This window comes from Nonlabens sp. Asnod2-A12, assembly GCF_045063745.1.
GTDB lineage: Bacteria > Bacteroidota > Bacteroidia > Flavobacteriales > Flavobacteriaceae > Nonlabens > Nonlabens xylanidelens.
Map to the genome: position 1 here is coordinate 1 of NZ_JBEFOB010000003.1, position 24,758 is coordinate 24,758.

Sequence of the window (24,758 nt, forward strand, 5' to 3'; positions counted from 1 at the left end):
AATTTCATTCTCGATGTTTTTTCAAATGTTGTACAACGTTGTTGTATATGGTTTGTTGCGTGTTTCAAGCAACTAATTTAGTAAATAATCACAGATAGAAAGTCCGCGAGGATTTTCGTAAGTAGGCGAGAACAAGCCATTAATTATACATGATTTATGTGAGCTATGCAGTTATGCTGGATTAACACCTATAATAAGGCAAAGCGGAACGAGCATAAATGGAAGAGCACGAATAAGTAAAATAGGCAACCAGAAATTAAGAAACCTACTGTTTATGTGCAGTTTTAATGCTTGTAAATACAACAAAGCATGCAAGGCAATTTACGATCAAATAGTAGCCAAAGGAAAAAGTAAAAAACTAGCTTTAATAGCTGTCTGTAATAAGCTCTTAAAACAGGCTTTTGCCATAGCAAAATCAGGATTAATATACGATGAAGGATATAGAAGTGTACTGGTTAGAAATTAAGTGAAATTCGCTTGTTTTTTACCACAGTTCTTTGTTACCACACGTTTTTATTTCAGAAGTTTATCTATTTCTTTTTCGATATCATTTTCTCCTTTTGAAAATCCAATGAATGATTTTACAACTATACCGTTTTTATCAATTAAAAAACTATTTGGTAATGCTGTTACTGCGTATTTTTTAATATTTTCTCCATCATAGCCATTCAAATCCGAGATGTTTAGCCAGGTAATATTATCATCATTACTTGATTTTTTCCAAGTACTTTTATTCATATCAAGAGAATAACTGATAAGAACAAAATCGTCTTCGTTATATTTCTTAATTAGATCGGGAAATTCGTTTTTATTTTGCAATCTACAAGGCAAGCAACCTGATGACCAAAAATCGAGTAATATAACTTTTCCTTTGAAATCAGATAATTTGTATTGATTATTCCTTAAATCTTTACCACTTATGTTTCTGAAATTACTACCAGCCTTCATTTCAGTTGATGAGGCGTAATCCATTAACTTTTGTCCATTTTTTGAATTCGCATTCAGGGAATCTAATTTATTGTAGAACATTAACAAACTGTCTTTTGCTATCGTTTTTCTTTCAAACAATAACGCGGTTAGTGCCATTTGATTATTTGCATTAGAATACAAAAATTCTAATTGTTTGCTCCTTCTATCTGAATTTTCACTGTACCAACCTATAGAATCGTAGCGTTGATATAATTCTGACTGATATGAACCTTTTACTTTAGCATATTCAAATTTCGAATACTCTCCTTCAATGTAAATATTTTCATTTTCTAACATAAAATATTTAAATGGTTTCAACCAATTCTCTTCTTTATCTTTAAATTCCAGATATGAAAGCGATGGTAAATCAACTTCTCCAGAGAAATTAAACTTTTCGTTTATTACATAACTAGAATCTATATATTTACCAATATTTCGATTACGTAAAAGAACCTTCGTACTATCAGGGAAATTTTTAGCGGTAACTGTCAAGTTAAAAGCCTTCTTATTATTTGCCGTTTCTTTTTGATTACAAGCAGCCAATAGTGTGATAATACCTAACAATAAAATGGTTCTTTTCATAGTCGTGGTTTTTTAAATGTGTGGTAACGTGTTTGTATAATATTAGTTGCGTATTCTAAGTACCTAATTTAGCAAATAAAAACCGAATAGAAAGTCCGCGAGGATTTTCGTAAGTAGGCGAGAAGCCAGCAATTAATTATGCATGATTTACGTGAGCTATGCAGTTATGCTGGATTAACACCTATTATAAGGCAAAGCGGAACGAGCATAAATGGAAGAGCACGAATAAGTAAAATAGGTAACCAGAAGCTAAGAAACCTACTGTTTATGTGCAGTTTTAATGCTTGTAAATACAACAAAGCATGCAAGGCAATTTACGATCGAATAGTAGCCAAAGGAAAGAGTAAAAAACTAGCTTTAATAGCTGTCTGTAATAAGCTCTTAAAACAGGCTTTTGCTATAGCAAAATCAGGATTAATATATGATGACGGATATAGAAGTGTACTGGTTAGAAATTAAGTGAAATTCGCTTGTTTTTTACCACAGTTCTTTGTTAGCTGTAGTTTTTTGGCACTTCATCTTTATCTATCCAAGTTACACCAAATCGTTTGCAAATGTTTCTTAAAGACTCTTTATCTTCTGGTTTTTCATTTCTTAAAGTTGCTCTACCTAATTTAACAATACTATTTGGTGTTTGCATAAGAGGAATTGAATAAGTGTATCTTTCATAATAATTTATACATTGTGCATAAAAGAACAGAGTTCCTGCAATCAAATTAGAGCTGTCTTCTTTTATTGTATTATACGATTCCATAATGTTCAAATCATCTTTCAGAGTTTGACCATCTCTTATAAAAATTATATAAATTCTATCGCCAGTGCAGATGTAAATTGAACTTGTTTGTATGATATGAATAAGGTTGAATTTAGACTCTTCCTCTAATTCAAAGACAAACACAGAGCCAAAAGGGTCTGGATAAGTTGTGTAATTACCTGTTAGGCAATGTAAAAAGTTTCTGCTTTTCTGTAAATAATCGTTTGAGCCAAACATATTGATTATTTTAAGACCAGGATTTTTTCTGTCAAACTCATAGAAATAATCTTTATATCTCAAAGCAGCGTGGATTTTATTTGCCCACATCCAAATATCTTTTTCTGTACAATTTTTCGTGCTTATCTTTATTTCTAATTTTGAATAAACTTCGTTGTTACATTTTTTACAACAAGGGACAACTAATTTTTTATAAGTAGTATGAGTTAGATTAGGTATCTCGATTTTCTCATCCCATAAATTAAACTTTGTCTGTAACCATTTAGGCACTGTGTGTTCTCTTGTTTGAGATTTTTTTCCACAGATGAAACATTTGTCTTTATCGAAATCAAAATTTATTAAGTCGCTTTTTACTACGGTCATTTTTTTTGATAAATTACAGCTAACGTTTATGTATAAGAATAGTGCGGTTTTGTGTGCGAGGATTTTCCGCAGGAAAATCAGACGTAACAAAAGTGCACGGACTCTTGATTAAGCACTAAACTAAGCATTATTTTTATACGGTGTTACCACACGTTATTATGCTAATTCTTCTGAAATAATATCTATTTTAATTCCACTTTCATTAATTCCCCAAATTTGTAAAGTGTCGAATCCATTTCTTTTCACTTTTTCAAAATCAATTTTCTTTCCACTTACCAATTCTATTTTTCCATTTGAATCAACTTCTTCCCTAAATTCATCCTCGTAATCAATTCCGTTATAAGTTGATATTATTAATTCAAACTTATCATTTCCATTTTCAGAAATATAGATTTTGTCCGCTATTCTATTTTTTATTTGGTCTTCTGAATATTTATCGCAGAACATTGCGTTATAACCGTGAAAACAACCGTCAAATAATAAAAATTCCTCATTATTTGAAATATCAACAGCAAATATTTTCGAAGGAGCAAATTCCGTTTGAACAATTAGGTTTTTGTACTTGGAATGAAGTTCTCCATAGTATTTTATTCTGAAAATTTTTCCGCCAGATTTTGTTTTCAATTTTCTTCTCCATTCGTGAGAGTGAAGTTTTTCTGGATTAATTATATTTTCAACATTATTCTCAAGAAAAGTCGGTCCTAAAACTCCTTTTTCTGTTGTAGAGTTTAAGTTAGATTTCTCTTTTTTAAAAATGTCAAATATTCCCATTTTTTGTTTTTTTGTAATGTGTGGTAACGGGCAAAGGTATAAGGCGTGTGAGGCGTTTTGCTTTGTATCCCAATGTTAGAGATGTTAATTTAGGATTTTAAAGATAGATTAATTTTGAATTATACAGCCTCACAGGTAGCCTTTAAAACGCCTGATAAGCTTTATGCTTTGTCCACGCCAGTTATTTGTGGCAGCATGACAAAAGCAAGTATGCACCGGATTTAAGACGAGGCGTTTTACACCTTTGCCTGTTCAGGCCAATTAGTAGTTTGGGAGTCTTAAAACAGGCTTTTGCCATAGCAAAATCAGGATTAATATATGATGACGGATATAGAAGTGTACTGGTTAGAAATTAAGTGAAATTCGCTTGTTTTTTACCACAGTTCTTTGTTGAGACCAGTTATTTTAAACGATAGATTGTTTTACTTTTTTCTCCTATTTTTTCAAATAAATCCAATTCAACTCCTTTCTTTAAATCTCTACTTGCAGTTGCTGAAGAAATATCTTTAAAAATATCCATATAATCTTTTCTTGTGAATTCAGTTTCATTTAAAGAAACATAATATTCTATTCTATCTTTTTCGGTAAACGTTCGATTATTGAAATCTAATAGTTCACTTATTGATATATCAATAACGTTTAGCATATATTCAATAAACTTAGTTGACTTTCCAGATTTATCACTTTCTGCTAAAGACTTGTAATATTTTTTCTGGTCTTTACTAATTAGAGTTTCAAAAGGCAAAAACTCAAAGATTGGATATTTTTCCATTAAAATTAATGTTTGCCATAATCTTCCCATTCTACCATTTCCATCCAAAAATGGATGTATAAATTCCATTTCATAATGAAAAACACAACTTTTAATTAATTCAATTTCATCAGACTTTTTCAAATATTCAAAAAGGTCTTTCATTAAGTATGGCACATTTCCAAAAGGTGGTGCTAAATGCTCAACTTTTGAGCCTTTTACAATTCCAACACTTTGATTTCTATATTTTCCAGAATTTTCAATTAAACCTTCCATTAAGTTTTGATGTGCTTTTAAAAAGGATTTTTCATTTGAAGGATTATAATCTTCTAAGTTTTCATAGATTTTAATTGCATTTAAAACTTCAAGAACATCTTTTTTAGGACCAATAACTCTTTTGTTTTCAAGAAGTGCTGTTATTTGTTCTTCAGTAAGTGTGTTTCCTTCTATTTTTAAAGAAGAATGAATAGTTTTGATTCTATTCTGTTTTCTCAATTTAGGTGAAGGTCTGTTTAATAAATTAGCATTTACTTCTCCTATTTTTTCTGAAATAGAAGTTATTAATTTTAAAATAGAAGATGTTATTTCGTAAGGTGGTTTCATTTATGATACTATCATTTGATACTATCAAAGATACGATCATTTAACCTGAATTATCTTATGCAAGGTGATTTCTCAAATGTTGCACAACAGTTTTGTATATGGTTTGTTGCAAGGTTAAGCAACTAATTTAGTAAATAATTACGGACAAAGAAAGTCCGCGAGGATTTTCGTAAGTAGGCGAGAACAAGCCATTAATTATGCATGATTTACGTGAGCTGTGCAGTTATGCTGGATTAACACCTAAAATAAGGCAAAGCGGAACGAGCATAAATGGAAGAGCACGTATAAGTAAAATAGGTAACCAGAAGCTTAGAAACCTACTGTTTATGTGCAGTTTTAATGCTTGTAAATACAACAAAGCATGCAAGGCAATTTACGATCGAATAGTAGCTAAAGGAAAGAGTAAAAAACTAGCTTTAATAGCTGTCTGTAATAAGCTCTTAAAACAGGCTTTTGCCATAGCAAAATCAGGATTAATATATGATGATGGATATAGAAGTGTTCTTGTTAGAAATGAAGTGAAATTCGCTTGTTTTTTACCACAGTTCTTTGTTGTACAACGTTTTTATTTCCATAGGTGTTCATTTTCATTCAACCATTTATCGGCAAATTCAGGTGGTCGAATTAACTTCACGAAATCAGAAAAACTTTCACTAATAATTTGTCCGTTTTTTATTAATTCAGACGCATTTTTTCCGCAATCGTGATAAATGTAAATAACACGTGGATTTTGTTCTTTTGTATTTATGTAATATCCATCTCCATCTTTGTTAGTATCCTCTGCAATACAGATATGATTCTCTTTTATAAGCTCAAATCCTGGAAATTCCTCTGTTGCAATAAATTCAATATTCTCAAAACTATTGAAAACTGTATTCATAAATGGAAGTTCGCTTTGACTTTTGTTTTTTAAAGATTCCCAGCCATAATTAAAAGGAATTCCAATTTTTAAGTCCGCAATTGGATATTCAATAAGCAATTCCTTGTACCAGTTCGGAATTTTGTTCTCTATTTTTCTTTTAAGATTTTGAAAAATATTTTGTTCAGATTTTACTCCGATGCCAGTCATTTCAGGATAATTCTTGAAGAATTGCTCAATATTTTCTCTAATTTCTCTTTCCAAATTCGATTTTCCTCAAATGTTGTACAACGGCTAGTATAAGAAACGTAGGGCAGGTGATAAGCACTTTTGTTTCGGTTTATTACTTAGCTAAATATAAATATTTTGCTTTTATCTTTTCTTTTATAAACGCCAAATTTTATATTTAGCGGACTTTGTTAATATGCACAGACCTTTCGGTTAAGCCACAAACGCCCTATGTTTTTTATACCTTGTTGTATGGCGTTTTACTTATTCTTCAATTCTATTTTTCGTCCATCTAAATCTTGAATAACTGCTATTATTCCCCATTCAGTTTCTTTAATATCAGATTTTATTATCCAGTCAGTTCCTCTTAGTTTATCAATAACAGAACTTAAATTAGATATGTCAAACCCTAGCCTAAGATTTCCATCCGCTTTTGTCATTGATTTAGTCAAAGGATAAATTTCAAAAACAAAACCATTTTGTTCAGAGGCATAATGAAAAGGACCTTTTCCGTGTTGATGATAGTCAAATTCAAAACCAATTTTTTCATATTGATTTTTCAATATTTCAGGTTTTTCAGTTCTAATTACAAGAAGGTTAATATTCATTTTATTGTTTAATGTTTTGTTTTTTAGAATTGATAAACAGTTTTTTAATCATATCCATTAAAGATTACTTCTCCTTTTGTTTCAGACTTCCAATATTCTACCTGTTTTCTTTCTACTTTAGATAAATTTCTAATATCCATATCGTTCAATTTTGAATTTAAATATTCAGGTTTCAAACAAGGGAATATATCTTTTACTTTATTTTCTAAAATAGTCGGGATGTCGATAAATTTAAGATTCATCCAAGAGCTCTCATTTGTTACAGCACAGGAGTATCCATATTGACCATTTATAAGTAAATCTATTTCTGTGTTTTCAATATAATCACGAAGCTTTATTCGAACATAATTACTGGATTCATTTTGGTCGTATACTGTCTTTATTTTAAATTTTTTCAAACTCAAAATGCTTACTTTTAAAGACTCAAGCTTATGGTCTAAGTCGTGCAAATCGGAACAGTTAAAACCAGTTATGCCTTCTTTTATCATATTTTAGTTCGCATTTTTTTTAATGACATACAACGTCTCCGTATATGAAACGTAGGGCAGTTAATAAGCACTTTCGTTTCGGTTTATTACTTAGCTAAATATAAATATTTTGCTTTTATCTTTTCTACTATAAACGCCAAATTTTATATTTAGCGGTCTTTGTAAATATTCCCAAACTTTCGGTTAAGCCACAAATGCCCTATGTTTTTTATACACTGTTGCCCACAGTTATTTTTTCGCAATACTGTCAATAACAACAAATTTATGTTCAAAATAAGTTTTTGGTCCAATGATACTATCGATTTTCATTCCGTCCTCATCTAATTCAGTTGGACCCATAAAATATTGCTGATAAAATCCTCGTAATGTTTTCTCTCCAACAGTTTCGTACCATTGTCCAAATGTCGCTAAATCTCTAAATTCAGCGCCTTTAAACCATTTTTGATTTATTGTGTCTTTCGTTAGGTCGTAAAAAGTGTCTAATTTAACTTCTTTTTCGTTTGAGAAATCGTAGTTATAATTGTTTTCCTCTCTTGCTAATAAAACTCTTGTATTAGCTGGATGGTCTCTTATTAAGTGAGAAAATATTTCGACAGTTCCGATTAGAGGTTCGTCCATTTTTAGAGTATCTCGATTGAAAAATATAATATCATAAACTGTAGCTCTGCGACTTACAGTATCATTTATGAATTCTTTCTGTTGATATATTCCGTCTTCACTTCGCCAAGCAAGCGTATCTCCGCTTTTGTTTAAATGCCAAATTCTGTTCAGTCTTGAATTACCTTTGAAAGGAAACCATTCCCTAATTTCCCTTAAATTTCCATCTTTATCGGATAAAACCCAATTTCCAAATTTTTGTTTTTCATTGAGCTGTTTTCCTCTTTTGAAAACATTACCATTTCGATAAAAGTAATGAACACTATCAAAGTCTTTGTAATGTGTTACCCTTTTAAATTCAGTCTGATTTTTATAATATTCAATCGTTGTCTTTTCGGAATTCCGCTTTGAAACATCATTACATCCTTTTAAAAGAATTGTGATTATAAATGTCAGCAGGATGTTTTTCATAATTGTGGGTAACGGGCAAAGGTATAAGGCGTGTGAGGCGTTTTGCTTTGGGGCCCAATGTTAGAGATGTAAATTTAGGATTTTAAAGATAGACTAATTTTGAATTATACAGCCTCACAGGTAGCCTTTAAAACGCCTCACACGCTTTATGCTTTGTTCACGCCAGTTATTTGTGGCAGCATGACAAAAGCAAGTATGCACCGGATTTAAGACGAGGTGTTTTACACCTTTGCCTGTTCAGGCCAATTAGTAGTTTGGGAGTCTTAAAACAGGCTTTTGCTATAGCAAAATCAGGATTAATATATGATGACGGATATAGAAGTGTACTGGTTAGAAATTAAGTGAAATTCGCTTGTTTTTTACCACAGTTCTTTGTTGTACGCAGTTTTTATTCTTTTCAATTATAGTTTATCGCAATTCCGCTATTCAATTCCGATGCTTTTTTAAATCCAGATTTATATAATTTTAGATGCCAATTATTTATATATTCCCAATGAACTTCATATTTGGCGTGATAAACGTGATTTGCAATTAGTTTTTCTTTATTGTAGACATTTTTTAAATCCTCAATGTCAATTGATTCCAATTCTTTACTTATCAACTTAACGTCGTTGGATTTTACGAATCGTTCATTTAATTTGGTCAAAATATTATTCGGTGAGTTGTCACATTTCTGAATCAAAAAGCGTGTAATTCCCCAACCTTTGTCCATAGAAAATACTGTGTCATTTTGTTTGTGATATTCCGAATCGACCCAAGCAAATTTTTCATCAAGATATTCTTCCACGTCGTCAATATTCAGTTTTTTTAATTCCTCAATTTCAGAGTCAGGCATTCTGTATATTTCGCAAACAATTCCCAAATTCAGTTAGTTTTAGATTAGTAGCTCAAATTGCGTACAACGGTCTTGTGTATGAAACGTAGCGTGCAAAAACACACTAGCTTTTCGGATTAACACAGAGCCGAATTTTTATATTTTGTTTTTAATTTTTCTATTCTAAAAGCCAAATTTAAAAATTTGGCGGTCTTTGCAAACCAAACCGAACCTTACGGTTTAGCACTTATTAGCTATGTTTTATACACCGTGTTAGCAGCTGCTTTTCTTTTTTCCGACTTCCGGACTCACGTATAATTGAAATTCATCATCAAGTCCAGCAGATATATTCATTTTATTAACCGCTTCTGCAAATCCAGTTCCTTTATAGTTAGTTAAATGATAAAAAGTGATGAATCCAGTAAGTGAATCTGACCACCCAATATCTACAATTGGACCAATTACACATTGATAAGGGCAAATGTTTATTTTATCCCATATCTTAAAAGCGTTAAATCCTTTACAAGCTGAAAAGCACAAAGTAATTCTACTTACATCATCTGAATATTCTGTAGAATGAGGAACATAACCAATTTTGTTGTTAATTTTTTCAAGTTCAATTTTGAAATCAGACCAATCAAATAAATCTCCATTTGTTAATTCAATTCCATCTTCATCTCCGTGGGCTGAAATATGAATGTATGGCATTGATGTCCATTTTCCTTTTTGAACAAAAAAATCTTCTATAATAAATTCCATTGCTTCAATAAAATCAGCTTTAGATTCTATCAAAGAATAAATCACATCACAATTCGCAAGAGTCAGCGCTTCAAATAATGCCTTCCCTTCAATTCTATCTTCTTCAATGTCTTCTTGATTTGGAGATTCTATAATATACACTCTGTCCATAATAGTTGCTGCTAACGTTTATGTATAAGAAACGTAGGGCAGTTGATAAGCACTTTCGTTTCGGTTTATTACTTAGCTAAATATAAAATATTACTTTTATCTTTTCTACTATAAACGCCAAATTTTATATTTGGCGACTTTGTAAATAAACACAGACCTTTCGGAAAGCCTAAACTGCCCTATGTTTTTTATACCTTGTTAGCAATAGTTTTTAATCTTTTATTGATTTAGTATTCTTATCCATTGTCGATTTAGAAGGTTGTAGAAAAACATTTTTTGGAATATCTGCACCTAATTCTTTAAGCATTTTGTCTAATTCGTAAATAGAACTTAAATCAATATCTAAATATACAGCTGTTCCGTGTGTCTCTAAATCAAATTCTCTCTGTTGTTTATCGGTTAGAAGAATACCTTTGTTTCCACTAGAAATAAAAAATGAACCACCTTTTTTACAAATATTACTTGTCATATATAGACCATAACCTGAATTTACCCATTCTCCTTTTGGTTTTCTTTTTTGGCCTGGATATACCTTTCCTGATACACCAGGTTTAATACCCCATAAAAGTGCATCTAAATCATTTTTAAGAGATAGTTTAGGATTGTCGGAAAGAGATTTTTTGAGACCTATACCATTATCTAATACTGCAAAATTGACTCTTTTTTTACTTGGTAAATATTGAGCACAAAATCTAAATTTTTCGCTTTGACTATGTTCAACGATATTCCTTAATATCTCTCTCATAGAATATCTTAAAACATTAGTTACAATATCGCTTGTGTTTTGAGTAAGTATATTACTAACATTTTCGGCATAATCATCTAGTACAACACCAGGGTTAACAAGTAAATCTCTTGCAGATTTTTTTATATCTTGAACATTTAAAACCTGTATAGGGGAGTATGTGCTTGAACCTTTTGCTTCTCCTGGTTCTTTTCCATAATCTAGACCAAAAGACTTAAAAAATCCCATATGAGCAGGATAAGTTAAGTGGGAAAAATTTCTAGCGTGAAAAGTAGATTTAGGATTGTTTTTTTTAAAAATCTCTAATTCTTGGCTTACGAATAATAATGAGAAAGGGTCTATTCTTGTTGTCTTTTTAAAATCAAAAACATAGTTTCTTTCTTTTCTGATGCTAGCAAAACTATTTACAAAATCAATTGTCTCTTCAAAGTAAAGATGCTGTGGAACCTTAATTTTTTTGTCTTTCATTTTTAATTATTGCACAACGGGCAAAGGTATAAGGCGTGTGAGGCGTTTTGCTTTGGGGCCCAATGTTAGAGATATTGATTTAGGATTTTAAAGATAGACTAATTTTGAATTATACAGCCTCACAGGTAGCCTTTAAAACGCCTGATACGCTTTATGCTTTGTTCACGCCAGTTATTTGTGGCAGCATGACAAAAGCAAGTATGCACCGGATTTAAGACGAGGCGTTTTACACCTTTGCCCGTTCAGGCCAATTAGTAGTTTGGGAGTCTTAAAATTTTTAATTTGTTTAGCCTAGTGATAGCTTTATGTTTTTCATTGCTATGGAGTAGAGTAATTTTAAGAATAGGTGGTGTTTAGGTTCCGCTTTCGCGAAAGCGGAAACCCCATCCAACTCTTTTCATTTATCCCAGTACTTCATTTAAAAGAGCTGCAAGACGCACGCCTCCTTTTTGTAACTGTCCACGTAATTTATTAAAATAGGCGTACATGTAACGGTAGCTTAGTTTTTCTCCTACCTCTGTATGTGCATAGATATCTTTTACAAGTACGCGGCTGTCTGCTAGCCACTCTCTATGGGTACCGCTGCCCATTGCTTTGCGTTCTTTTTTAGTTAATTGTGGCATGTTGCTAGCCAGTTCTGTATAAGACATGCCGTAGCTTTCTATCATTTGAGAATCCCAAACGCGGTGCAGGTTAGACCCATCTCTAAACCAGCGTACCTGAAAATCGTTACCACCTTTATCTTCACTTATACCGGTGTGTAATGGCTGGTGCAGGTCGCCTATAAAATGTACGAGCATGCGCAGTTGAAATGCTTTTTCTTCTTTACTAGCCGTTTTTGATTTAAGCGTTGCTATACAGGTGTCTATGGCTTTTATAATGTCGCCACGCTCACTTTTTTCATGACTGTCATAGTCTGCCTCAAAGGGTATGTTTACATAGTGATGTGGTCCATATTTTCTATAAAGGGTATCGCTCTTTATATCGTCTGCATAGGTAGAAACCAATGCTAGAGACTCACCGTCTAACAATCTTGAGATGGCTTTTCTAGCTTTTTTATTAAGGTACTGTTGTGCGATGGCACCAGTGGTGCGGTGGCCTGTTTTTCCCCAGTCGTCTGCAAGGGCAGGAGCGGTGGTACATAGAACTACTAGAATAAATAAGAAATGACGCATGATTATTTTTTTAATGGGGACTAAGGTAACTTGCAGGTCTGGTTTTAAGGTTATGTGGACGTTAAAATTAAAGGTCTTTTAAGTTTTAATTTTTAGGTTTTTTTCTTTTTTGTGGGTTAAAGCACAGGTCCAGCATGTTATATAATTCTGGGTGTTTTCTTCGCATTAATTTGGGTCTAGAAAAAAAGTACTCTGCAGTAACAGCAAAGAATTCTGCCTGGTTAGTTGCCCCATAAGATCTTATGTCAGACTCATCTCGGTCTATGGCGTCCATCTCTTTGTGCATGAGATTGATCCACGGCAGTACATAAGATTTATCTAGAAATGCCTCTGGTATACCGTTAGTCTCTCCATCTATTTTATCTAGCAGGTGGACAAATTCATGGATGCCTGTGTTGTGTTTATCGGTATCGTTTTTAAAACCGTGGTGCAGGGCTGTTCTAGAGAGTATCATTTGTTTTTCAAAACGTCCTGTACCTACCAGTCCACCTATCATGCGGTCTGGATGGTCACCTCCATAACCTAGGTCTTCATTAAAATTATCTGGATAGATTATAACGCCTGTAAGGTTATTATAACTCCATTCTTTAAATTTAAAAACAGGTATGACGGCACTGGCCGCGACTAGAATTTTATCGAGTTCTTCTATCTCAAAACCTACGGCGTCTACATAGGTTTCTTCTAGAAAGGCTACCATGCGCTGTCTAAATATCTTTTGATCCTCTGTAGTAAGTTGCTCATAAAAAGAAACATGCTTTTCTAGTGCAGCATGCCACGATGGATGGTCCTTTTTTCTTTGTGATGCAGATTCTTTAAAGACTAAAAAATAGAGTACAACTGCCGCGATTAAAGGAATGATAAGGTAAAACATGTAGGTAATTATGGTTAGTAATGTAAAATGGTAATAGAGGTGTAAAGTAAACTTAAATAGATCAAAGAAGTCGACTACTTAAACACTTTTATATATTGTTTACTAGTATGCGTGGTGGCAGTTACCATTTTATTGTTTTATAAAATAAACTGGGTTGTGCGTGGATAACAGTTGGGTGGCTGTTTATTACAATTGGGTTGTTTTGATTTTGGCTTTTTGTTTTCTGTTCTCATTTTTGTGGTGTTCTAAGGGAATAAAGTACTTTTAGAATTCTAAAACAGATTCATGACTTTTAAAAGGTTCATAAAATTTATAATTGCGAGTATCCTTATCTCCATAGGGATTAACCTTATTAATGCCTACATGCGTAGTGAATTTTTAACTTGGGAAAGAGAGTTAGAGGGTTTTGGTATCAACTTTTTGTTTGCCACGGTTTTAAGCATAGGTAACCAGTGGTGGTTTGAGGTGATGACCAAAAAGTTTTCATGGCAAGAAAATATTGTAAAACGTGTCGTGTACGGTGCTATAGGCTCTGTAATACTAACTTTCTTATTACTGGTGTTGCTCAACGGTATTACCTATATGTTTATATATGGTGCTAGTTGGGATTATTTCTTAAAAAAGCAAAGGCTAAGTTGGTACCTATTCGGTATGATTATAACGCTGGTAATGACGCTTATTTATCACGCGATTTATTTTTATAAACTGTCGCAGACACAAAAGGTAAATGAGCAAAAGATAATCGCAAGAAGTGCCACAGCGCAATTTGACGCGTTAAAGAATCAGCTAGATCCACATTTTTTATTCAATAGTTTAAATGTATTGGTTTCTCTAATAGAAGAGAATCCTAAAGCCGCAACAAAGTTTACGACATCTTTATCAAAAGTATATAGGTATGTACTGGAACAGCGCAATAAAGAACTGGTCTCTGTAGAAGAAGAGCTGGCATTTGCCCGTACTTATGTAGGGTTGCTCAAAACCAGATTTGAAGATAGTATCACGATAGAAATTCCAGATCATGGATCGCGTACAGACGCTATGGTTGTGCCGCTATCGCTACAACTGCTTATAGAAAATGCGGTAAAACATAATATAGTAAGCGATAGTAAACCGCTGCACCTTAAGATATATGAAAAGGATAACTTGTTGGTTATAGAAAATAACCTGCAAAAAAAGCAAGTGATTAAAAAGAGCACCGGTGTAGGGCTGCAAAATATAGCCAGTAGATATGGACTGCTCACAGATCATAAAATGACCATAGAAGAGACCAGTACTTCTTTTATAGTCAGCCTGCCTATTCTCACGCAAGAAACCATACATATGAAGACCCTAGAATTTACTACAGAAAATCTAGAAGATAAAAAACTAGTTCAGGCAAAAACGAAGGTAGCTGCCATAAAAGACCTTTATGATAGCGCGCTCAAGATGATTTTAATAATCGCTTTTCTAGCTGTAATTAATGCGTTTACAGGTGGTTTTCCTTGGGTTATATTTCCTGCTATAGGTATGAGTATAGGATTGTTTTTTCAGTACCAGCGCACTTATGATAAGAGTTTAATTTTAGGTAAAAAGTGGGAAGAAGAAAAGATCAATAGTTTAATGAACGATAAAAACTTTTAAGAGATGAAAAAAGAAGAAACCTACCAGGAGAGATATACCAGAGCAAAGGCTCGAGTAGAAGAGATAAAAGCATTTTACAGTCATTTAACGGTCTACATTATAGTTAATATAGGCATCGCAGGTTTAAATTATTACCAGAATGGTTGGGAAGAGCCATGGTTTCTATTTCCGCTAGGTGGTTGGGGTATAGGTGTGGTAGGGCATGCGATAGGCACCTTCGGTAGTAATCCGTTTACGAGTAAAAATTGGGAAGAACGCAAGATTCAAGAACTTATGGATAAAGAAGGATCTTAAATACCATTGCTCACCTTATTATACCTAACCAGCCATTAACACATCATTTACCTACCATCACATGAGTACATTTAAAGCCATTATCATAGAAGATGAAAAACCAGCAGCGCGACGTCTACAACGCATGCTAGTAGAAATAGGAGTAGAGCCAGAGGTCATGCTACACTCTGTACAGGAGTCTGTAGAATACTTGCTTAATAATGATGCACCAGACCTTATATTTCTAGACATACAGTTAAGTGATGGACTCTCTTTTGAAATCTTTGACCAGGTAGACATACATAGTGCGATTATTTTTACCACTGCTTATGACGAGTATGCTTTGCAGGCTTTTAAATTAAATAGCATCGACTATCTATTAAAACCTATCGATCAAGAAGAGTTAGAAAAGGCAGTAGATCAATTTAGGTTACGCTTTCGCGAAAGCGAGAACAAAAACAATAAAGCTGCGACCATCAATTTTGAGGACATAGCAAAATTACTAGGCAATCCCATAGAGCGCAATTATAAAAAACGATACACAGCAAAAGTAGGCGAGCACCTAAAACTGTTTCATACCGACGATGTGAAACTGTTCTATTCTGAAAATAAAGGTACCTACTTGCATCTAGAAAATGGGCGCAACTATTTAATAGACTCTAAGTTAGAATCTCTAGTAGAAGAACTGGACCCAGAGCAGTTTTATAGAGTCTCTAGGCAGGCTATAGTAAATATAAATGCCATAGATGACATGATTTCTTATACTAATTCTAGAATACAAATTAAAATAAATTCTTTTAAAGAAATGGATTTAATAGTTAGTAGAGAGCGAGTTAAGGATTTTAAAAGCTGGTTAGAACGCTAGTTTTATTCATCAAACATATTATTTAATTGGGCATTGGCAAGGTTTTAACACTCTGGTTAAAACCGCACCTTTCTTTCTGTCGTATGTAATGGTATAAATTAATAAAACCATTTTAAGATGAAAAAAATTGCCCTTTGGTCCACTCTTGCGATCGTAGCTATCGCTGGTACATTAATCGCGGCTGACCACCTTGATGCTCCTAACGTTGCTATGCAACCGTCAGACATCGCAGATTTTTATGCTTTTGAAGGAGAAGATGCTAACTCTACCACATTTATAGTAACCTTACCAGCAGCAAGCGCAGCATCAAATTTTGATGAAAACGTGATGATCGAGATCAATATCGATAATACTGGTGCAGATGTACCTGGAGGTTTTCCAGCATCTGTAGGTGTAAGTGAAGACCTAGTAATACAAGCATTGAGACAGGGCGATCGCATGTACTTTTTCGGTCCTTATGCGCCTAGTTCTACCACTATAAGTAGTTCTATCGATGTAAATGAAGCTATAGGTAGTGTTGCTATAGGTTCTACAGGAGAGACGTTAACTGGTGGTGTACGTGCTTATGCAGGACAACGTCAGGATGCATTTTTCTTTGATTTCCAACAGTTTAATACCGTAATAGGTACAGCACCGGCTGAAGGTTTTGGTACAACAGGTACTAACGCTTTTACAAATGCAAACGTAAATGCTATCGTATTAGAAGTTCCTAATACTCTTTTAGGTGCTGCACCTACACACCTTGCAGACCAGTTCCGTGCAGGATTAGGCGCGCCAGTATATGGTTTACCTAACTCTTACAATGTATGGGTAGAGACTAAAAGAAGAAACTAGAACAAGTACAAGCAAAGTTTAAATTTAAAAAACAATACAATGAAAATATTCAAATATATAATGGCAGTAGCAGTTATGGCTACTATTACAGTAAGTTGTGATAATGATGACGATGTAACCGGTGGAGAAATCGCGACAACAGACTTCTCAGGTACTTTTACTACTCAAGATCAAATGGGTAGACCTGGTATTAACACGGTACTATCTGCAACAGATGCAGACGAGAACAGTTTTAATATCACTACTCCAGCAGGGCAAATCGCTGCTTTTTCTGGACCATTTAACGATAGATTACAGGCGTATTATGACGCATATGGTGCATCATTTGAAAATAACATTCTAGGACTAGACCAGGCGCAAACTACGGCGGTACTTTCTCTAGACGTTCTTCAAGTATCTCCAGAGGCTCCTACTTCTTATTTTACAGATACGAGCAGTTTCTTAACTGGCCGTACTCTAGAAGATGACGTTATCGATGTATCTTTAATCGTACTTTTTGGTGGTAACACAGGAGCACGTTTTGATGGTAATAACGGTACTCCTAACCTTGTGTCTGATAATGTAGCACTAGAAGGTGGTGTTAGTACAAGTACATTCCCATATTTAACAGCAGCTCAGTTTTAATTAATTGATTCTATTGATAGAATGCCGATTTTCTGTCAGAAGGAAATCGGCATTTTTAATACCCATACTTATGAAATTACTTTATACCTTTTTAATACTTCTAGCAGTTACTTCTTGTAAAAATGAGACAGCAACTACCTCTTCTTCTACCACAACAGCACCTAGTGTTGTCACCTCTACAGCAGACTATGATTCTTATCTAGACCTAGATGATTCTAACTATATCGCTGCATTGCGTGCAGACATAGACAGTTTAGAATCTCTAGTAGCTGTAAATGGTACTGGTGTACTAGATTTAGGTAGACTAGCTTCAAAATTAAACGAGCTGTACGATCTTAAAGCAAACGTAAAAGATTTAAACAGAGCCGTAGAAATGCGTGAGGCTGTGGTGGCAAATATGTATGTAAATCCTGCCGGTTCTAAAAGAGCTCTTGCACAATCTTACATAAAACAACACCGCTTTAAAAAAGCAGATAGTTTAATGAAGTCCTTTGCGACAGGAAAATTATCTGCAGAGAGTCAGATGGTTTATTTTGATATAGCTATGGAACTAGGGGACTATCATCGTGCGAGAAAAATGCTGGATTCTTTAACGAGTAGCAACGATTATAATTACTTGATAAGAGCGGCAAAATGGAATGATCATAAAGGGGATTTGAGCGCCACAATTAGACTTATGGAAACTGCCAAAGATCTTGCTGATAAAAGTGGTAGTCCTGCTTTGCAATTGTGGAGCAATTCTAACATAGCAGACTATTATGGACATGATGGACAGATTCAAAATTCTTATGACCATTATTTAAAGACCTTAAAACAAGACCCAAGTAATACTTATGCTTTAAAAGGCATCGCATGGATCGTTTATTCTCATGAAAAAAATCCTGAAGAAGCCCTGCGCATTTTAAATAAAATTAAAGAGCGCCATCCATTACCAGATTATGATCTAGCCATAGCCGAGATTAAAGAATATCAAAACGATACTGAAAACGCTGAAAAATTAAAAAACGCATTTCTTACAGAGGTGGCAAAACCTGCTTATGGAGCGATGTACAACACCTATAAAATTGAACAATTGTTAAGTGGTGATGCAACACAGAAGAAAGAAGCGCTGGTTATAGCGTCTAACGAGGTGAAAAATAGATCTACACCAGAGACTCAAAGTTTATTAAGCTATGCCATGCTTAAAAACGGTAATAAGGAACATGCTCTCAAAAATCAAGAGATGCACGTGATCGATAAAACTTTTGAACCTGTTGCACAGCTACATTCTCTAGAGATTTTAATGGATAATGGTAAGAATAAAGAAGCGTTAACCTATACCAGTGATTTATCTGGTGCGGCTTATGAATTAGGCCCAGTTACTATGAAAAATTATTTTGAATTAATTTCAAAAATTTAAAACCAAGTTGTTGATATATACGTATATATAAATGTTAAGTATAAAGAAAAACAATTTGTTTTAGCAGAATTACAGTTTTTTTTTGGTTGGTTAGTTTTGGTGCCTGGTTCTGGAAAGAGTCAGGCACCTTTTTTTGTGGGCTATTTTTAAGTATTCGTGATCTGTAATAGTCTTTAAAAGAAGTTTCAATAATGTAGTTAGTAGACTGGTAATCATCTATTCTATATGTAGTTAAAGCTGTTATAGAGTCCGCTTTCGCGAAAGCGAGACCATTTTAAAGATTACTTATAATTATTATCAAGTGGATAACTAAATGAAGATGAAGTACTTAAATAAAACGGTTTACAGGTATAAAGTATTAAGGTGACTGTAAAATGATACTGTAGAAACAACTAGTTATAAGGATCAATAAAACACAAAAAAAATGCGCAACTATAGCGTTGCGCATTTCATATTTTAAAAGAAGTTTACTATTAATTAATAACTCCTAGGGTATAAAGTTGTTCTAAGTTAGGTCCTGCTGCGCCGCCATATTCTTCTAGTGTGATACCAAAAGCCTCTGTTGCGTTTGCATTTTCTACTCTTATTAAATCATTGCTATTCTCTACAACACCTAGACTGGTAGGTGTTAATGGATTTAAGGTTAATGACCATAGTTGATAAGATTTACCTTGTGGCGCTGGTGGTAAACCGGCAACATCTATATAAGTAACGTTTTCTACAGCGTTATGAAATGCTGTTGCATAGGTGTCTTCAAATCCTTTTTGTCCAGCTAGATCTACTCTACGTGTGTTCTTATCTTTTATAAAAGCAAGTGCTTCTTGATAGTCGTTATTTACTTCTTTAGTTTGTTCCATTTCTGTAGATAAGAAATCTTTTTCTTGCTCTATAGTAACTACCTGATTTTCTAAAGTAGTATTGGTTTCTTGTAGGTTTGCATTATTCATATACAAATAGCCACTACCTATAAGAAGTGCTACCGCAGCAGCCCACCCTAGATAATTGCTCCATGAAGAACCAGTTGTGGTCACCTCATTTTTATGATCACCTATAATGGCTTGTAACTTATCAAATAGTGCCACCTCGTTAGTAGTAGGAGCGAGACCTTTGGCAAGTTTTATATACGTTTCTTCAATTTGTTGTACTTCTAATTGAAGAGGTATGTTATCCTTTATTAGCTGTGTGATCTCAATGGAACGTTCTAAGTCCAGTACTCCACAAACGTAGAGTTCTAAATCGCCGCTATTTATTAATTCTTGAGTATCCATTAGTTTAATATCATGTTTCTTAATGCCATCATACACTTTCTATGTCTGGTTTTCAAGGTTCCAGAAGGCATGTCTAATTCTTTTGCACCATCTTGAAATGTAAATCCTTTAAAGAATATTACATCAATGATTTTAATACACATAGGCTCTAATTTTTCTACCCATTTTTTCAAATAAATAGCATTAGTCGCTGTATCTAAATCATCACTGGTCTCTAGTATATCTACGAAATTATCTGTGCTTAGGTTTTTTAAACCATCCTTATGTCTCTTAGATCTTAAATAATCTATAGAAGCATTGCGAGATATGTTTAAAGCCCAAGTAAAAAACCTGCCTTGTTTTACATCGTAAGAATCAGAATTTTTCCAAATTTTGATAAAAACATCTTGTAATATCTCTTCAGAGACATCTCTATCTTTAACAATATTATAAATAACCCCATGTAAAGCCTCTTGATATCGATCATAAACACGTGTAAATGCTGTTTGATCACCGCTTTTCATTCTGGCAATAAGTAAATCTGGTTGTGCGCTCATTAATTAATGATTAGTTGATAAAGATGCAAAAAAAAGCCTGACTACAGGAATAGTCAGGCGTTAAAGTTTTGGGAGCTATGATTATTCAATCACACCACAAGCGACACGAGCACCAGCTGCACCACTAGGTTGAGATTTAAAATCGTCTGCACTAGCGTGTACGATAACTCCTTTTCCTACTATGTTTCTAGTCTCATCGTCACAGTCTATACACCATTTATCTGTTGTAAATTCTAGGGTAGCTTTACCGTCCTCAGCAACTTCTAGGTTACCTATGTCTCCAGAATGAAACATTCCTTCGCCCCATTTTCCATGATCTTCACTAGTTGGGTCCCAGTGTCCGCCGGCGCTTTTACCATCGTCAGAGCTACAGTCTCCATTCTGGTGTATATGAATAGCGTGTGTTCCTGCAGTTAATCCTGCAAGGTCTGCATTCATAGTAACACCTTCTTCGGTTTGCATAAACTCGATAACACCGTTTACATCGCTACCACTTTTTGCAGACATGGTTACCATAATCTCTTTACCTACCATTAAAGTAGTGTCATCATGATTTGCATGATCGTCGTGTTCTCCATGATCGTGAGAGCCGTCATCTGTGTGCTCCGTTTCATCAGTGATTTTTTCTGTTTCTTTACCTTCTTTACAAGATGTAACACCTAGTGTTAAGGTAAGCGCGATTATTCCTATTGCAATTCTTTTCATAATTTGGTTATTTTAGGTTACTTAATACTTTAAAAGTAAGAAGTTAAAAATAACTTTATCATAAGAGTTTCTCAAATTTCATAGGGTTATGATTTCCTACCTTTAAATTTTCCATGGCATTTAATGCTAGATCTACTTTTTTCTGAGAGCCTTTTGCATTGTAAATCATAAAAATAATATTGCGCTGTTTACCAGGTAATAGATTTTCAAAAATCTCGTAGGCTTCATAATCACTTAATAAAACAGCCTCTAACTCTTCAGTCATAGGCGCTTGATATTTGCTGGTGTCCTCTTGCATGATAACATTCATAGCATCTCCATGAATGACAGCTAGTTTTTTCTGGTTAGCCTTTGAAAACATAAGGTATACAGAGCCGTGTTTTTTAACCACACCTGCATATAAAGTAATCTGGTTCTCACCAGCACTTATTTGTGCCACTACACGTTTAATTTTATCTAGTGCTAGCTGTCCGGCAATATCTTCAGGTATAGGCAGCGCACCCATGAAACCATCTGTATTAAGATAGGTGTCAAATTCAAAAATCATTAACTCATTAATTTAGTAACTACTTGTGTTTCTGAATGTAGCGTTTTATGCACAGGGCACTTATCTGCTATTTGTAATATTCTTTTTAATTGTTTCTCGTCTAGATCGCCAGTTATTTTAATTTCTCTTGTAAATGTGTCTATTTCCACACCATCTAGATTACCGTTTATAGGAAATTGTTTGTCATAATTCACGTGGCATTGTACGTTATCTACTTTCCATTCTTTGCGACGAGCATACATTTGTATAGTCATTACAGTACAAGCGGCTAGACCACTAGAAAGTAAATCAAAAGGAGTTGGGCCGAAGTTGTTACCACCTACGCTTTCTGGCTCGTCTGCGGTAAAGTAATGATTACCAGCTTTCATTTGAGTAGTGAACACGTCTTCGTGATTAAGACTAGCGGCAACGTTATCTTTAGAGTTTAATACCTCTTCTTTAGGTTCTTCTATATATCTAGAAGCCCATTTTGCGATTACTTCACCTATATATTTAGAATCAGTTTTATTCATTAATAAATGGTCTGCACCATCTAGACTTATAAAACTTTTAGGATGTACGGCAGCGTGGTATAATTTTTCGGCATGTTTTATACCTACCGTATTATCTTGTGGAGAATGTGCAATTAGAATAGGTTTTCTCAACTCCTTTAATGTATTGGTCACATGTTGCTCGTTGATATCCTTGAGGAATTGTTCCTTAATTTTAAAAGGTCTACCGCTCAATTGTACGGTAGCTTCTCCATTTTCTGTAATGGCATTAATTTGATCTCCAAAAAGATGACTCACATGTTTAGTATCACTAGGTGCGCCTATAGTTGCAACAGCTTTTATGGAGCTCGCTTTCGCGGAAGCGAATATAACAGCAGCACCACCTAAACTATGACCTATTAATAAAGAAGGAGCTTTATAGTTAGTCTCTAGAAAGTCTATTGCAGCAAGAAGATCGTCCACATTTCCAGAAAAATTAGTATCTGCAAAATCACCGTCAGAATCTCCTAAACCTGTAAAATCAAAACGTAAAACACCATATCCAGCAGTGGTTAATGCTCTAGAAATATTCTTTGTGGCGCTGAAGTTTTTACTACAAGTAAAACAATGTGCAAAAACAGCATAGTTATGAGGATGGCGATTTGCAGGTAATTCTAGCCTACCGCTTAATTCATATCCTTGTGCGTTTTTAAAATTTATCTTTTCAAAGTTCATGATCGTGATTTTGTATAAAAATAATACCTTTTTATCACAGCAATATTGCATTAACTAATTATTGTAATAGTTACAGTCATTCTTTTTAGATTCTATACTTTTACAACAGATATATTTATTATGAAAAATCTATACTTTTTACTTGTTCTATCGCTGGTTTCCTGCATGAATAACTCATCTGATAAAACACCAGAAGAGCAACAGAAAGACCAGCTTACTACCTTTTATTTTATACGTCATGCAGAAAAAGCTGTAGATCAAGGTAGAGATCCAGAGCTTACTGAAGCTGGAAAAAATAGAGCAAGTCAGTGGGTAAATTATTTCTTCATTAAAGATGTAGATCACGTCATATCATCAGACTTTAAAAGGACTAGAGAGACCGCCGCACCACTGGCTAGATCTAAGAAGCTGCCAGTAGAATTATATGATGTAAGCAAAGTAGATGGAGTATCTTTATTAGAAACTTATAGAGGTAAAACGGTTGCTTTATATGGACATAGCAACACCATAAATGTTTATGCAAACGCGTTGCAAAAAGATAGTATCTATAAAGAACTAGAAGAATCAGATTACAATCACTTTTTTATCGTGCGTGTCGATAAGGATGGAAATTCTAATGCTACAAAAGAGTCCATGGACTTCATGGAGTAAGCACAGTTAGTAAACCATCATCTATTAATAGTATCAACTACCTTTTTTATACCATATGAAAATTTTAAGCTGGAATGTAAATCGCCATGATGGGGATCTAGAACATCAATCAAATGCAACACGCAAAGAACTAATTCTTGAGCATGATGCAGACATAGTAATACTTACTAATACAAGGCTTAAATTTCATTTAGGAGATTCTTATAAGAGAATTTATACTACTGAGATGCCGCAAAGACACGACGGTATAGCGTATAAAGCTGGAGAGAATAGAGTAGCTATTTTTACTAAGTTTTCTTTTAAGAATAAAGTAAAAACCTATGACGATTATTCTAGTGTGTGTCAAATGCTAGAAACACCTCTAGGTAATCTTAATGTGTATGGTACTATAATCGGCGCTCAAAAAGATCTTTTTGAATCTGACTTTGTAGAACAAAAAGATGATCTAGAGCGCATACAAGGTGCTATATGTTACGCAGGAGATTTTAATATGTCCTTTGTAGAACCATTCTTACCTAGTGAGGATAAGGTAAAGGATATGAATAGCTTTATTGAAGAACAAAAAATGGCAGTCCTTACTGCCGATTTTGAAAACCTAAAGAACCATGTTGCAGTAAGTAAGTCTTTCTTAAAAGGTAATACCACACAGGTAGAGCTTTTTGAAGTACCTAAAGAAATCTCTGAAGAAGAAATAATCGTAGTAGAAATCAAAGAAAAAGAGATTAAAAAACAAGTTAACAACCCTTTACATGGTGTTAAACTAGCTTATATGTTAGAGAAACTTGTCGATCACTACGGTTGGGACGAGTTAGGAGATCGCATAAGAATCAACTCTTTTAATAGCAATCCTGGAATTAAATCGAGCCTTAAGTTTTTACGTAAAACAGACTGGGCAAGGAAGAAAGTAGAAGATATGTACTTGCGTACGTTTGTGGATTGATTTATCCATAAACAAGAAAAACATCGTC

Annotated in this window: 26 protein-coding genes and 3 pseudogenes; 11 read left to right on the top strand and 18 right to left on the bottom strand. The window is 33.9% G+C overall.

Translation table 11 applies throughout. The features are described from left to right. Positions 1–160: 160 nt before the first annotated feature. Positions 161–466: pseudogene (locus ACJJVJ_RS00040) on the top strand (transposase); the annotation flags it as partial. A 47-nt stretch (positions 467–513) separates the two neighbouring features. On the opposite strand, the gene ACJJVJ_RS00045 reads toward ACJJVJ_RS00040, so the two are convergent. Next, complete coding sequence (locus ACJJVJ_RS00045) at positions 514–1,551, bottom strand: redoxin family protein (RefSeq protein WP_405368082.1); 1,038 nt, start codon at positions 1,549–1,551, stop codon at positions 514–516. A gap of 153 nt (positions 1,552–1,704) precedes the next feature. Between ACJJVJ_RS00045 and ACJJVJ_RS00050 the strand changes: the two are divergent. Beyond that, positions 1,705–2,010: pseudogene (locus ACJJVJ_RS00050) on the top strand (transposase); the annotation flags it as partial. A gap of 34 nt (positions 2,011–2,044) precedes the next feature. Here ACJJVJ_RS00050 and ACJJVJ_RS00055 read toward each other — a convergent pair. The 3 genes from ACJJVJ_RS00055 to ACJJVJ_RS00065 form a co-directional block, all read right to left on the bottom strand. Next, positions 2,045–2,905, bottom strand: a complete 861-nt coding sequence (locus tag ACJJVJ_RS00055; protein WP_405368084.1) for a hypothetical protein — start codon at positions 2,903–2,905, stop codon at positions 2,045–2,047. A 156-nt stretch (positions 2,906–3,061) separates the two neighbouring features. Beyond that, positions 3,062–3,676, bottom strand: a complete 615-nt coding sequence (locus ACJJVJ_RS00060; RefSeq protein ID WP_405368086.1) for a hypothetical protein — start codon at positions 3,674–3,676, stop codon at positions 3,062–3,064. Positions 3,677–4,076: 400 nt separating this feature from the next. Continuing rightward, on the bottom strand, positions 4,077–5,030 hold the full coding sequence (locus ACJJVJ_RS00065) for a Fic family protein (protein ID WP_405368088.1): 954 nt from the start codon (positions 5,028–5,030) through the stop codon (positions 4,077–4,079). 212 nt (positions 5,031–5,242) lie between these two features. Between ACJJVJ_RS00065 and ACJJVJ_RS00070 the strand changes: the two are divergent. Then, a pseudogene (locus ACJJVJ_RS00070) lies at positions 5,243–5,542 on the top strand (transposase); the annotation flags it as partial. A gap of 53 nt (positions 5,543–5,595) precedes the next feature. On the opposite strand, the gene ACJJVJ_RS00075 reads toward ACJJVJ_RS00070, so the two are convergent. The 9 genes from ACJJVJ_RS00075 to ACJJVJ_RS00115 all read right to left on the bottom strand — a co-directional run bounded on the left by ACJJVJ_RS00075 (position 5,596) and on the right by ACJJVJ_RS00115 (position 13,263). Continuing rightward, positions 5,596–6,153, bottom strand: coding sequence for a hypothetical protein (locus ACJJVJ_RS00075; protein WP_405371267.1), 558 nt, complete (start codon positions 6,151–6,153; stop codon positions 5,596–5,598). A 224-nt stretch (positions 6,154–6,377) separates the two neighbouring features. Next, a complete protein-coding gene (locus ACJJVJ_RS00080) occupies positions 6,378–6,725 on the bottom strand; it encodes a VOC family protein (RefSeq protein ID WP_303558722.1) in 348 nt (115 codons plus the stop codon). A 44-nt stretch (positions 6,726–6,769) separates the two neighbouring features. Next, positions 6,770–7,213, bottom strand: coding sequence for a hypothetical protein (locus ACJJVJ_RS00085; protein ID WP_303558720.1), 444 nt, complete (start codon positions 7,211–7,213; stop codon positions 6,770–6,772). A 228-nt stretch (positions 7,214–7,441) separates the two neighbouring features. Further along, positions 7,442–8,281, bottom strand: a complete 840-nt coding sequence (locus ACJJVJ_RS00090) for a hypothetical protein (RefSeq protein WP_405368090.1) — start codon at positions 8,279–8,281, stop codon at positions 7,442–7,444. A gap of 397 nt (positions 8,282–8,678) precedes the next feature. Next, the gene (locus ACJJVJ_RS00095) at positions 8,679–9,143 is read right to left on the bottom strand and encodes a DUF1877 family protein (RefSeq protein ID WP_405368092.1); all 465 of its coding nucleotides are present in this window, start codon (positions 9,141–9,143) and stop codon (positions 8,679–8,681) included. Positions 9,144–9,368: 225 nt separating this feature from the next. Continuing rightward, positions 9,369–10,004 carry a hypothetical protein gene (locus ACJJVJ_RS00100; protein ID WP_405368094.1) on the bottom strand — a complete coding sequence of 212 codons (636 nt, stop codon included), beginning with the start codon at positions 10,002–10,004 and terminating at the stop codon, positions 9,369–9,371. A 211-nt stretch (positions 10,005–10,215) separates the two neighbouring features. Beyond that, the gene (locus ACJJVJ_RS00105; RefSeq protein WP_405368096.1) at positions 10,216–11,217 is read right to left on the bottom strand and encodes a hypothetical protein; all 1,002 of its coding nucleotides are present in this window, start codon (positions 11,215–11,217) and stop codon (positions 10,216–10,218) included. Between the two features lie 401 nt (positions 11,218–11,618). Beyond that, entirely contained in the window at positions 11,619–12,392 is a 774-nt protein-coding gene (locus ACJJVJ_RS00110) for a S1/P1 nuclease (RefSeq protein WP_405368098.1), read from the bottom strand. A gap of 85 nt (positions 12,393–12,477) precedes the next feature. Then, positions 12,478–13,263, bottom strand: coding sequence for a zinc-dependent peptidase (locus ACJJVJ_RS00115; RefSeq protein ID WP_405368100.1), 786 nt, complete (start codon positions 13,261–13,263; stop codon positions 12,478–12,480). Between the two features lie 285 nt (positions 13,264–13,548). On the opposite strand from ACJJVJ_RS00115, the gene ACJJVJ_RS00120 reads away from it, so the two are divergent. From ACJJVJ_RS00120 to ACJJVJ_RS00145, 6 genes are all read left to right on the top strand, one after another. Next, positions 13,549–14,883, top strand: a complete 1,335-nt coding sequence (locus ACJJVJ_RS00120; RefSeq protein WP_405368101.1) for a histidine kinase — start codon at positions 13,549–13,551, stop codon at positions 14,881–14,883. Between the two features lie 3 nt (positions 14,884–14,886). Then, on the top strand, positions 14,887–15,177 hold the full coding sequence (locus tag ACJJVJ_RS00125; protein WP_104515842.1) for a 2TM domain-containing protein: 291 nt from the start codon (positions 14,887–14,889) through the stop codon (positions 15,175–15,177). Between the two features lie 61 nt (positions 15,178–15,238). Further along, the gene (locus ACJJVJ_RS00130) at positions 15,239–16,021 is read left to right on the top strand and encodes a LytR/AlgR family response regulator transcription factor (protein WP_405368104.1); all 783 of its coding nucleotides are present in this window, start codon (positions 15,239–15,241) and stop codon (positions 16,019–16,021) included. Between the two features lie 117 nt (positions 16,022–16,138). After that, on the top strand, positions 16,139–16,855 hold the full coding sequence (locus tag ACJJVJ_RS00135) for a DUF4331 family protein (RefSeq protein ID WP_405368106.1): 717 nt from the start codon (positions 16,139–16,141) through the stop codon (positions 16,853–16,855). A 39-nt stretch (positions 16,856–16,894) separates the two neighbouring features. Beyond that, complete coding sequence (locus ACJJVJ_RS00140; protein WP_348114920.1) at positions 16,895–17,479, top strand: DUF4331 family protein; 585 nt, start codon at positions 16,895–16,897, stop codon at positions 17,477–17,479. Between the two features lie 70 nt (positions 17,480–17,549). Beyond that, complete coding sequence (locus tag ACJJVJ_RS00145; RefSeq protein ID WP_405368108.1) at positions 17,550–18,878, top strand: tetratricopeptide repeat protein; 1,329 nt, start codon at positions 17,550–17,552, stop codon at positions 18,876–18,878. Positions 18,879–19,351: 473 nt separating this feature from the next. On the opposite strand, the gene ACJJVJ_RS00150 is transcribed toward ACJJVJ_RS00145, so the two are convergent. The 5 genes from ACJJVJ_RS00150 to ACJJVJ_RS00170 all read right to left on the bottom strand — a co-directional run bounded on the left by ACJJVJ_RS00150 (position 19,352) and on the right by ACJJVJ_RS00170 (position 23,139). After that, positions 19,352–20,146, bottom strand: coding sequence for an anti-sigma factor domain-containing protein (locus ACJJVJ_RS00150; RefSeq protein WP_405368110.1), 795 nt, complete (start codon positions 20,144–20,146; stop codon positions 19,352–19,354). Continuing rightward, positions 20,146–20,682, bottom strand: a complete 537-nt coding sequence (locus ACJJVJ_RS00155) for an RNA polymerase sigma factor (RefSeq protein ID WP_405368112.1) — start codon at positions 20,680–20,682, stop codon at positions 20,146–20,148. Before ACJJVJ_RS00155 ends, ACJJVJ_RS00150 begins: the two co-directional genes overlap by 1 nt. A gap of 81 nt (positions 20,683–20,763) precedes the next feature. Beyond that, the gene (locus tag ACJJVJ_RS00160; protein ID WP_405368114.1) at positions 20,764–21,387 is read right to left on the bottom strand and encodes a superoxide dismutase family protein; all 624 of its coding nucleotides are present in this window, start codon (positions 21,385–21,387) and stop codon (positions 20,764–20,766) included. A gap of 58 nt (positions 21,388–21,445) precedes the next feature. Continuing rightward, positions 21,446–21,934, bottom strand: coding sequence for a YdeI/OmpD-associated family protein (locus ACJJVJ_RS00165; RefSeq protein ID WP_405368116.1), 489 nt, complete (start codon positions 21,932–21,934; stop codon positions 21,446–21,448). Next, positions 21,934–23,139, bottom strand: a complete 1,206-nt coding sequence (locus tag ACJJVJ_RS00170; RefSeq protein WP_405368118.1) for an alpha/beta fold hydrolase — start codon at positions 23,137–23,139, stop codon at positions 21,934–21,936. Before ACJJVJ_RS00170 ends, ACJJVJ_RS00165 begins: the two co-directional genes overlap by 1 nt. A gap of 120 nt (positions 23,140–23,259) precedes the next feature. On the opposite strand from ACJJVJ_RS00170, the gene ACJJVJ_RS00175 reads away from it, so the two are divergent. After that, positions 23,260–23,790: a SixA phosphatase family protein gene (locus ACJJVJ_RS00175; RefSeq protein WP_405368120.1), complete on the top strand. Its 531-nt coding sequence runs from the start codon at positions 23,260–23,262 to the stop codon at positions 23,788–23,790. 721 nt (positions 23,791–24,511) lie between these two features. Next, on the top strand, positions 24,512–24,730 hold the full coding sequence (locus ACJJVJ_RS00180; RefSeq protein WP_262497520.1) for a VF530 family protein: 219 nt from the start codon (positions 24,512–24,514) through the stop codon (positions 24,728–24,730). The last annotated feature ends 28 nt before the right edge of the window (positions 24,731–24,758 follow it).

Bases quoted from the DNA above. Each gene is read 5' to 3' on its own strand.
- ACJJVJ_RS00110 (WP_405368098.1), bottom strand. From the start codon at position 12,392: ATGCGTCATTTCTTATTTATTCTAGTAGTTCTATGTACCACCGCTCCT.
- ACJJVJ_RS00090 (WP_405368090.1), bottom strand. From the start codon at position 8,281: ATGAAAAACATCCTGCTGACATTTATAATCACAATTCTTTTAAAAGGA.
- ACJJVJ_RS00115 (WP_405368100.1), bottom strand. From the start codon at position 13,263: ATGTTTTACCTTATCATTCCTTTAATCGCGGCAGTTGTACTCTATTTT.
- ACJJVJ_RS00065 (WP_405368088.1), bottom strand. From the start codon at position 5,030: ATGAAACCACCTTACGAAATAACATCTTCTATTTTAAAATTAATAACT.
- ACJJVJ_RS00080 (WP_303558722.1), bottom strand. From the start codon at position 6,725: ATGAATATTAACCTTCTTGTAATTAGAACTGAAAAACCTGAAATATTG.
- ACJJVJ_RS00170 (WP_405368118.1), bottom strand. From the start codon at position 23,139: ATGAACTTTGAAAAGATAAATTTTAAAAACGCACAAGGATATGAATTA.
- ACJJVJ_RS00130 (WP_405368104.1), top strand. From the start codon at position 15,239: ATGAGTACATTTAAAGCCATTATCATAGAAGATGAAAAACCAGCAGCG.
- ACJJVJ_RS00175 (WP_405368120.1), top strand. From the start codon at position 23,260: ATGAAAAATCTATACTTTTTACTTGTTCTATCGCTGGTTTCCTGCATG.
- ACJJVJ_RS00150 (WP_405368110.1), bottom strand. From the start codon at position 20,146: ATGGATACTCAAGAATTAATAAATAGCGGCGATTTAGAACTCTACGTT.
- ACJJVJ_RS00100 (WP_405368094.1), bottom strand. From the start codon at position 10,004: ATGGACAGAGTGTATATTATAGAATCTCCAAATCAAGAAGACATTGAA.
- ACJJVJ_RS00135 (WP_405368106.1), top strand. From the start codon at position 16,139: ATGAAAAAAATTGCCCTTTGGTCCACTCTTGCGATCGTAGCTATCGCT.
- ACJJVJ_RS00165 (WP_405368116.1), bottom strand. From the start codon at position 21,934: ATGATTTTTGAATTTGACACCTATCTTAATACAGATGGTTTCATGGGT.
- ACJJVJ_RS00120 (WP_405368101.1), top strand. From the start codon at position 13,549: ATGACTTTTAAAAGGTTCATAAAATTTATAATTGCGAGTATCCTTATC.
- ACJJVJ_RS00045 (WP_405368082.1), bottom strand. From the start codon at position 1,551: ATGAAAAGAACCATTTTATTGTTAGGTATTATCACACTATTGGCTGCT.
- ACJJVJ_RS00160 (WP_405368114.1), bottom strand. From the start codon at position 21,387: ATGAAAAGAATTGCAATAGGAATAATCGCGCTTACCTTAACACTAGGT.
- ACJJVJ_RS00055 (WP_405368084.1), bottom strand. From the start codon at position 2,905: ATGACCGTAGTAAAAAGCGACTTAATAAATTTTGATTTCGATAAAGAC.
- ACJJVJ_RS00145 (WP_405368108.1), top strand. From the start codon at position 17,550: ATGAAATTACTTTATACCTTTTTAATACTTCTAGCAGTTACTTCTTGT.
- ACJJVJ_RS00155 (WP_405368112.1), bottom strand. From the start codon at position 20,682: ATGAGCGCACAACCAGATTTACTTATTGCCAGAATGAAAAGCGGTGAT.
- ACJJVJ_RS00125 (WP_104515842.1), top strand. From the start codon at position 14,887: ATGAAAAAAGAAGAAACCTACCAGGAGAGATATACCAGAGCAAAGGCT.
- ACJJVJ_RS00085 (WP_303558720.1), bottom strand. From the start codon at position 7,213: ATGATAAAAGAAGGCATAACTGGTTTTAACTGTTCCGATTTGCACGAC.
- ACJJVJ_RS00140 (WP_348114920.1), top strand. From the start codon at position 16,895: ATGAAAATATTCAAATATATAATGGCAGTAGCAGTTATGGCTACTATT.
- ACJJVJ_RS00105 (WP_405368096.1), bottom strand. From the start codon at position 11,217: ATGAAAGACAAAAAAATTAAGGTTCCACAGCATCTTTACTTTGAAGAG.
- ACJJVJ_RS00060 (WP_405368086.1), bottom strand. From the start codon at position 3,676: ATGGGAATATTTGACATTTTTAAAAAAGAGAAATCTAACTTAAACTCT.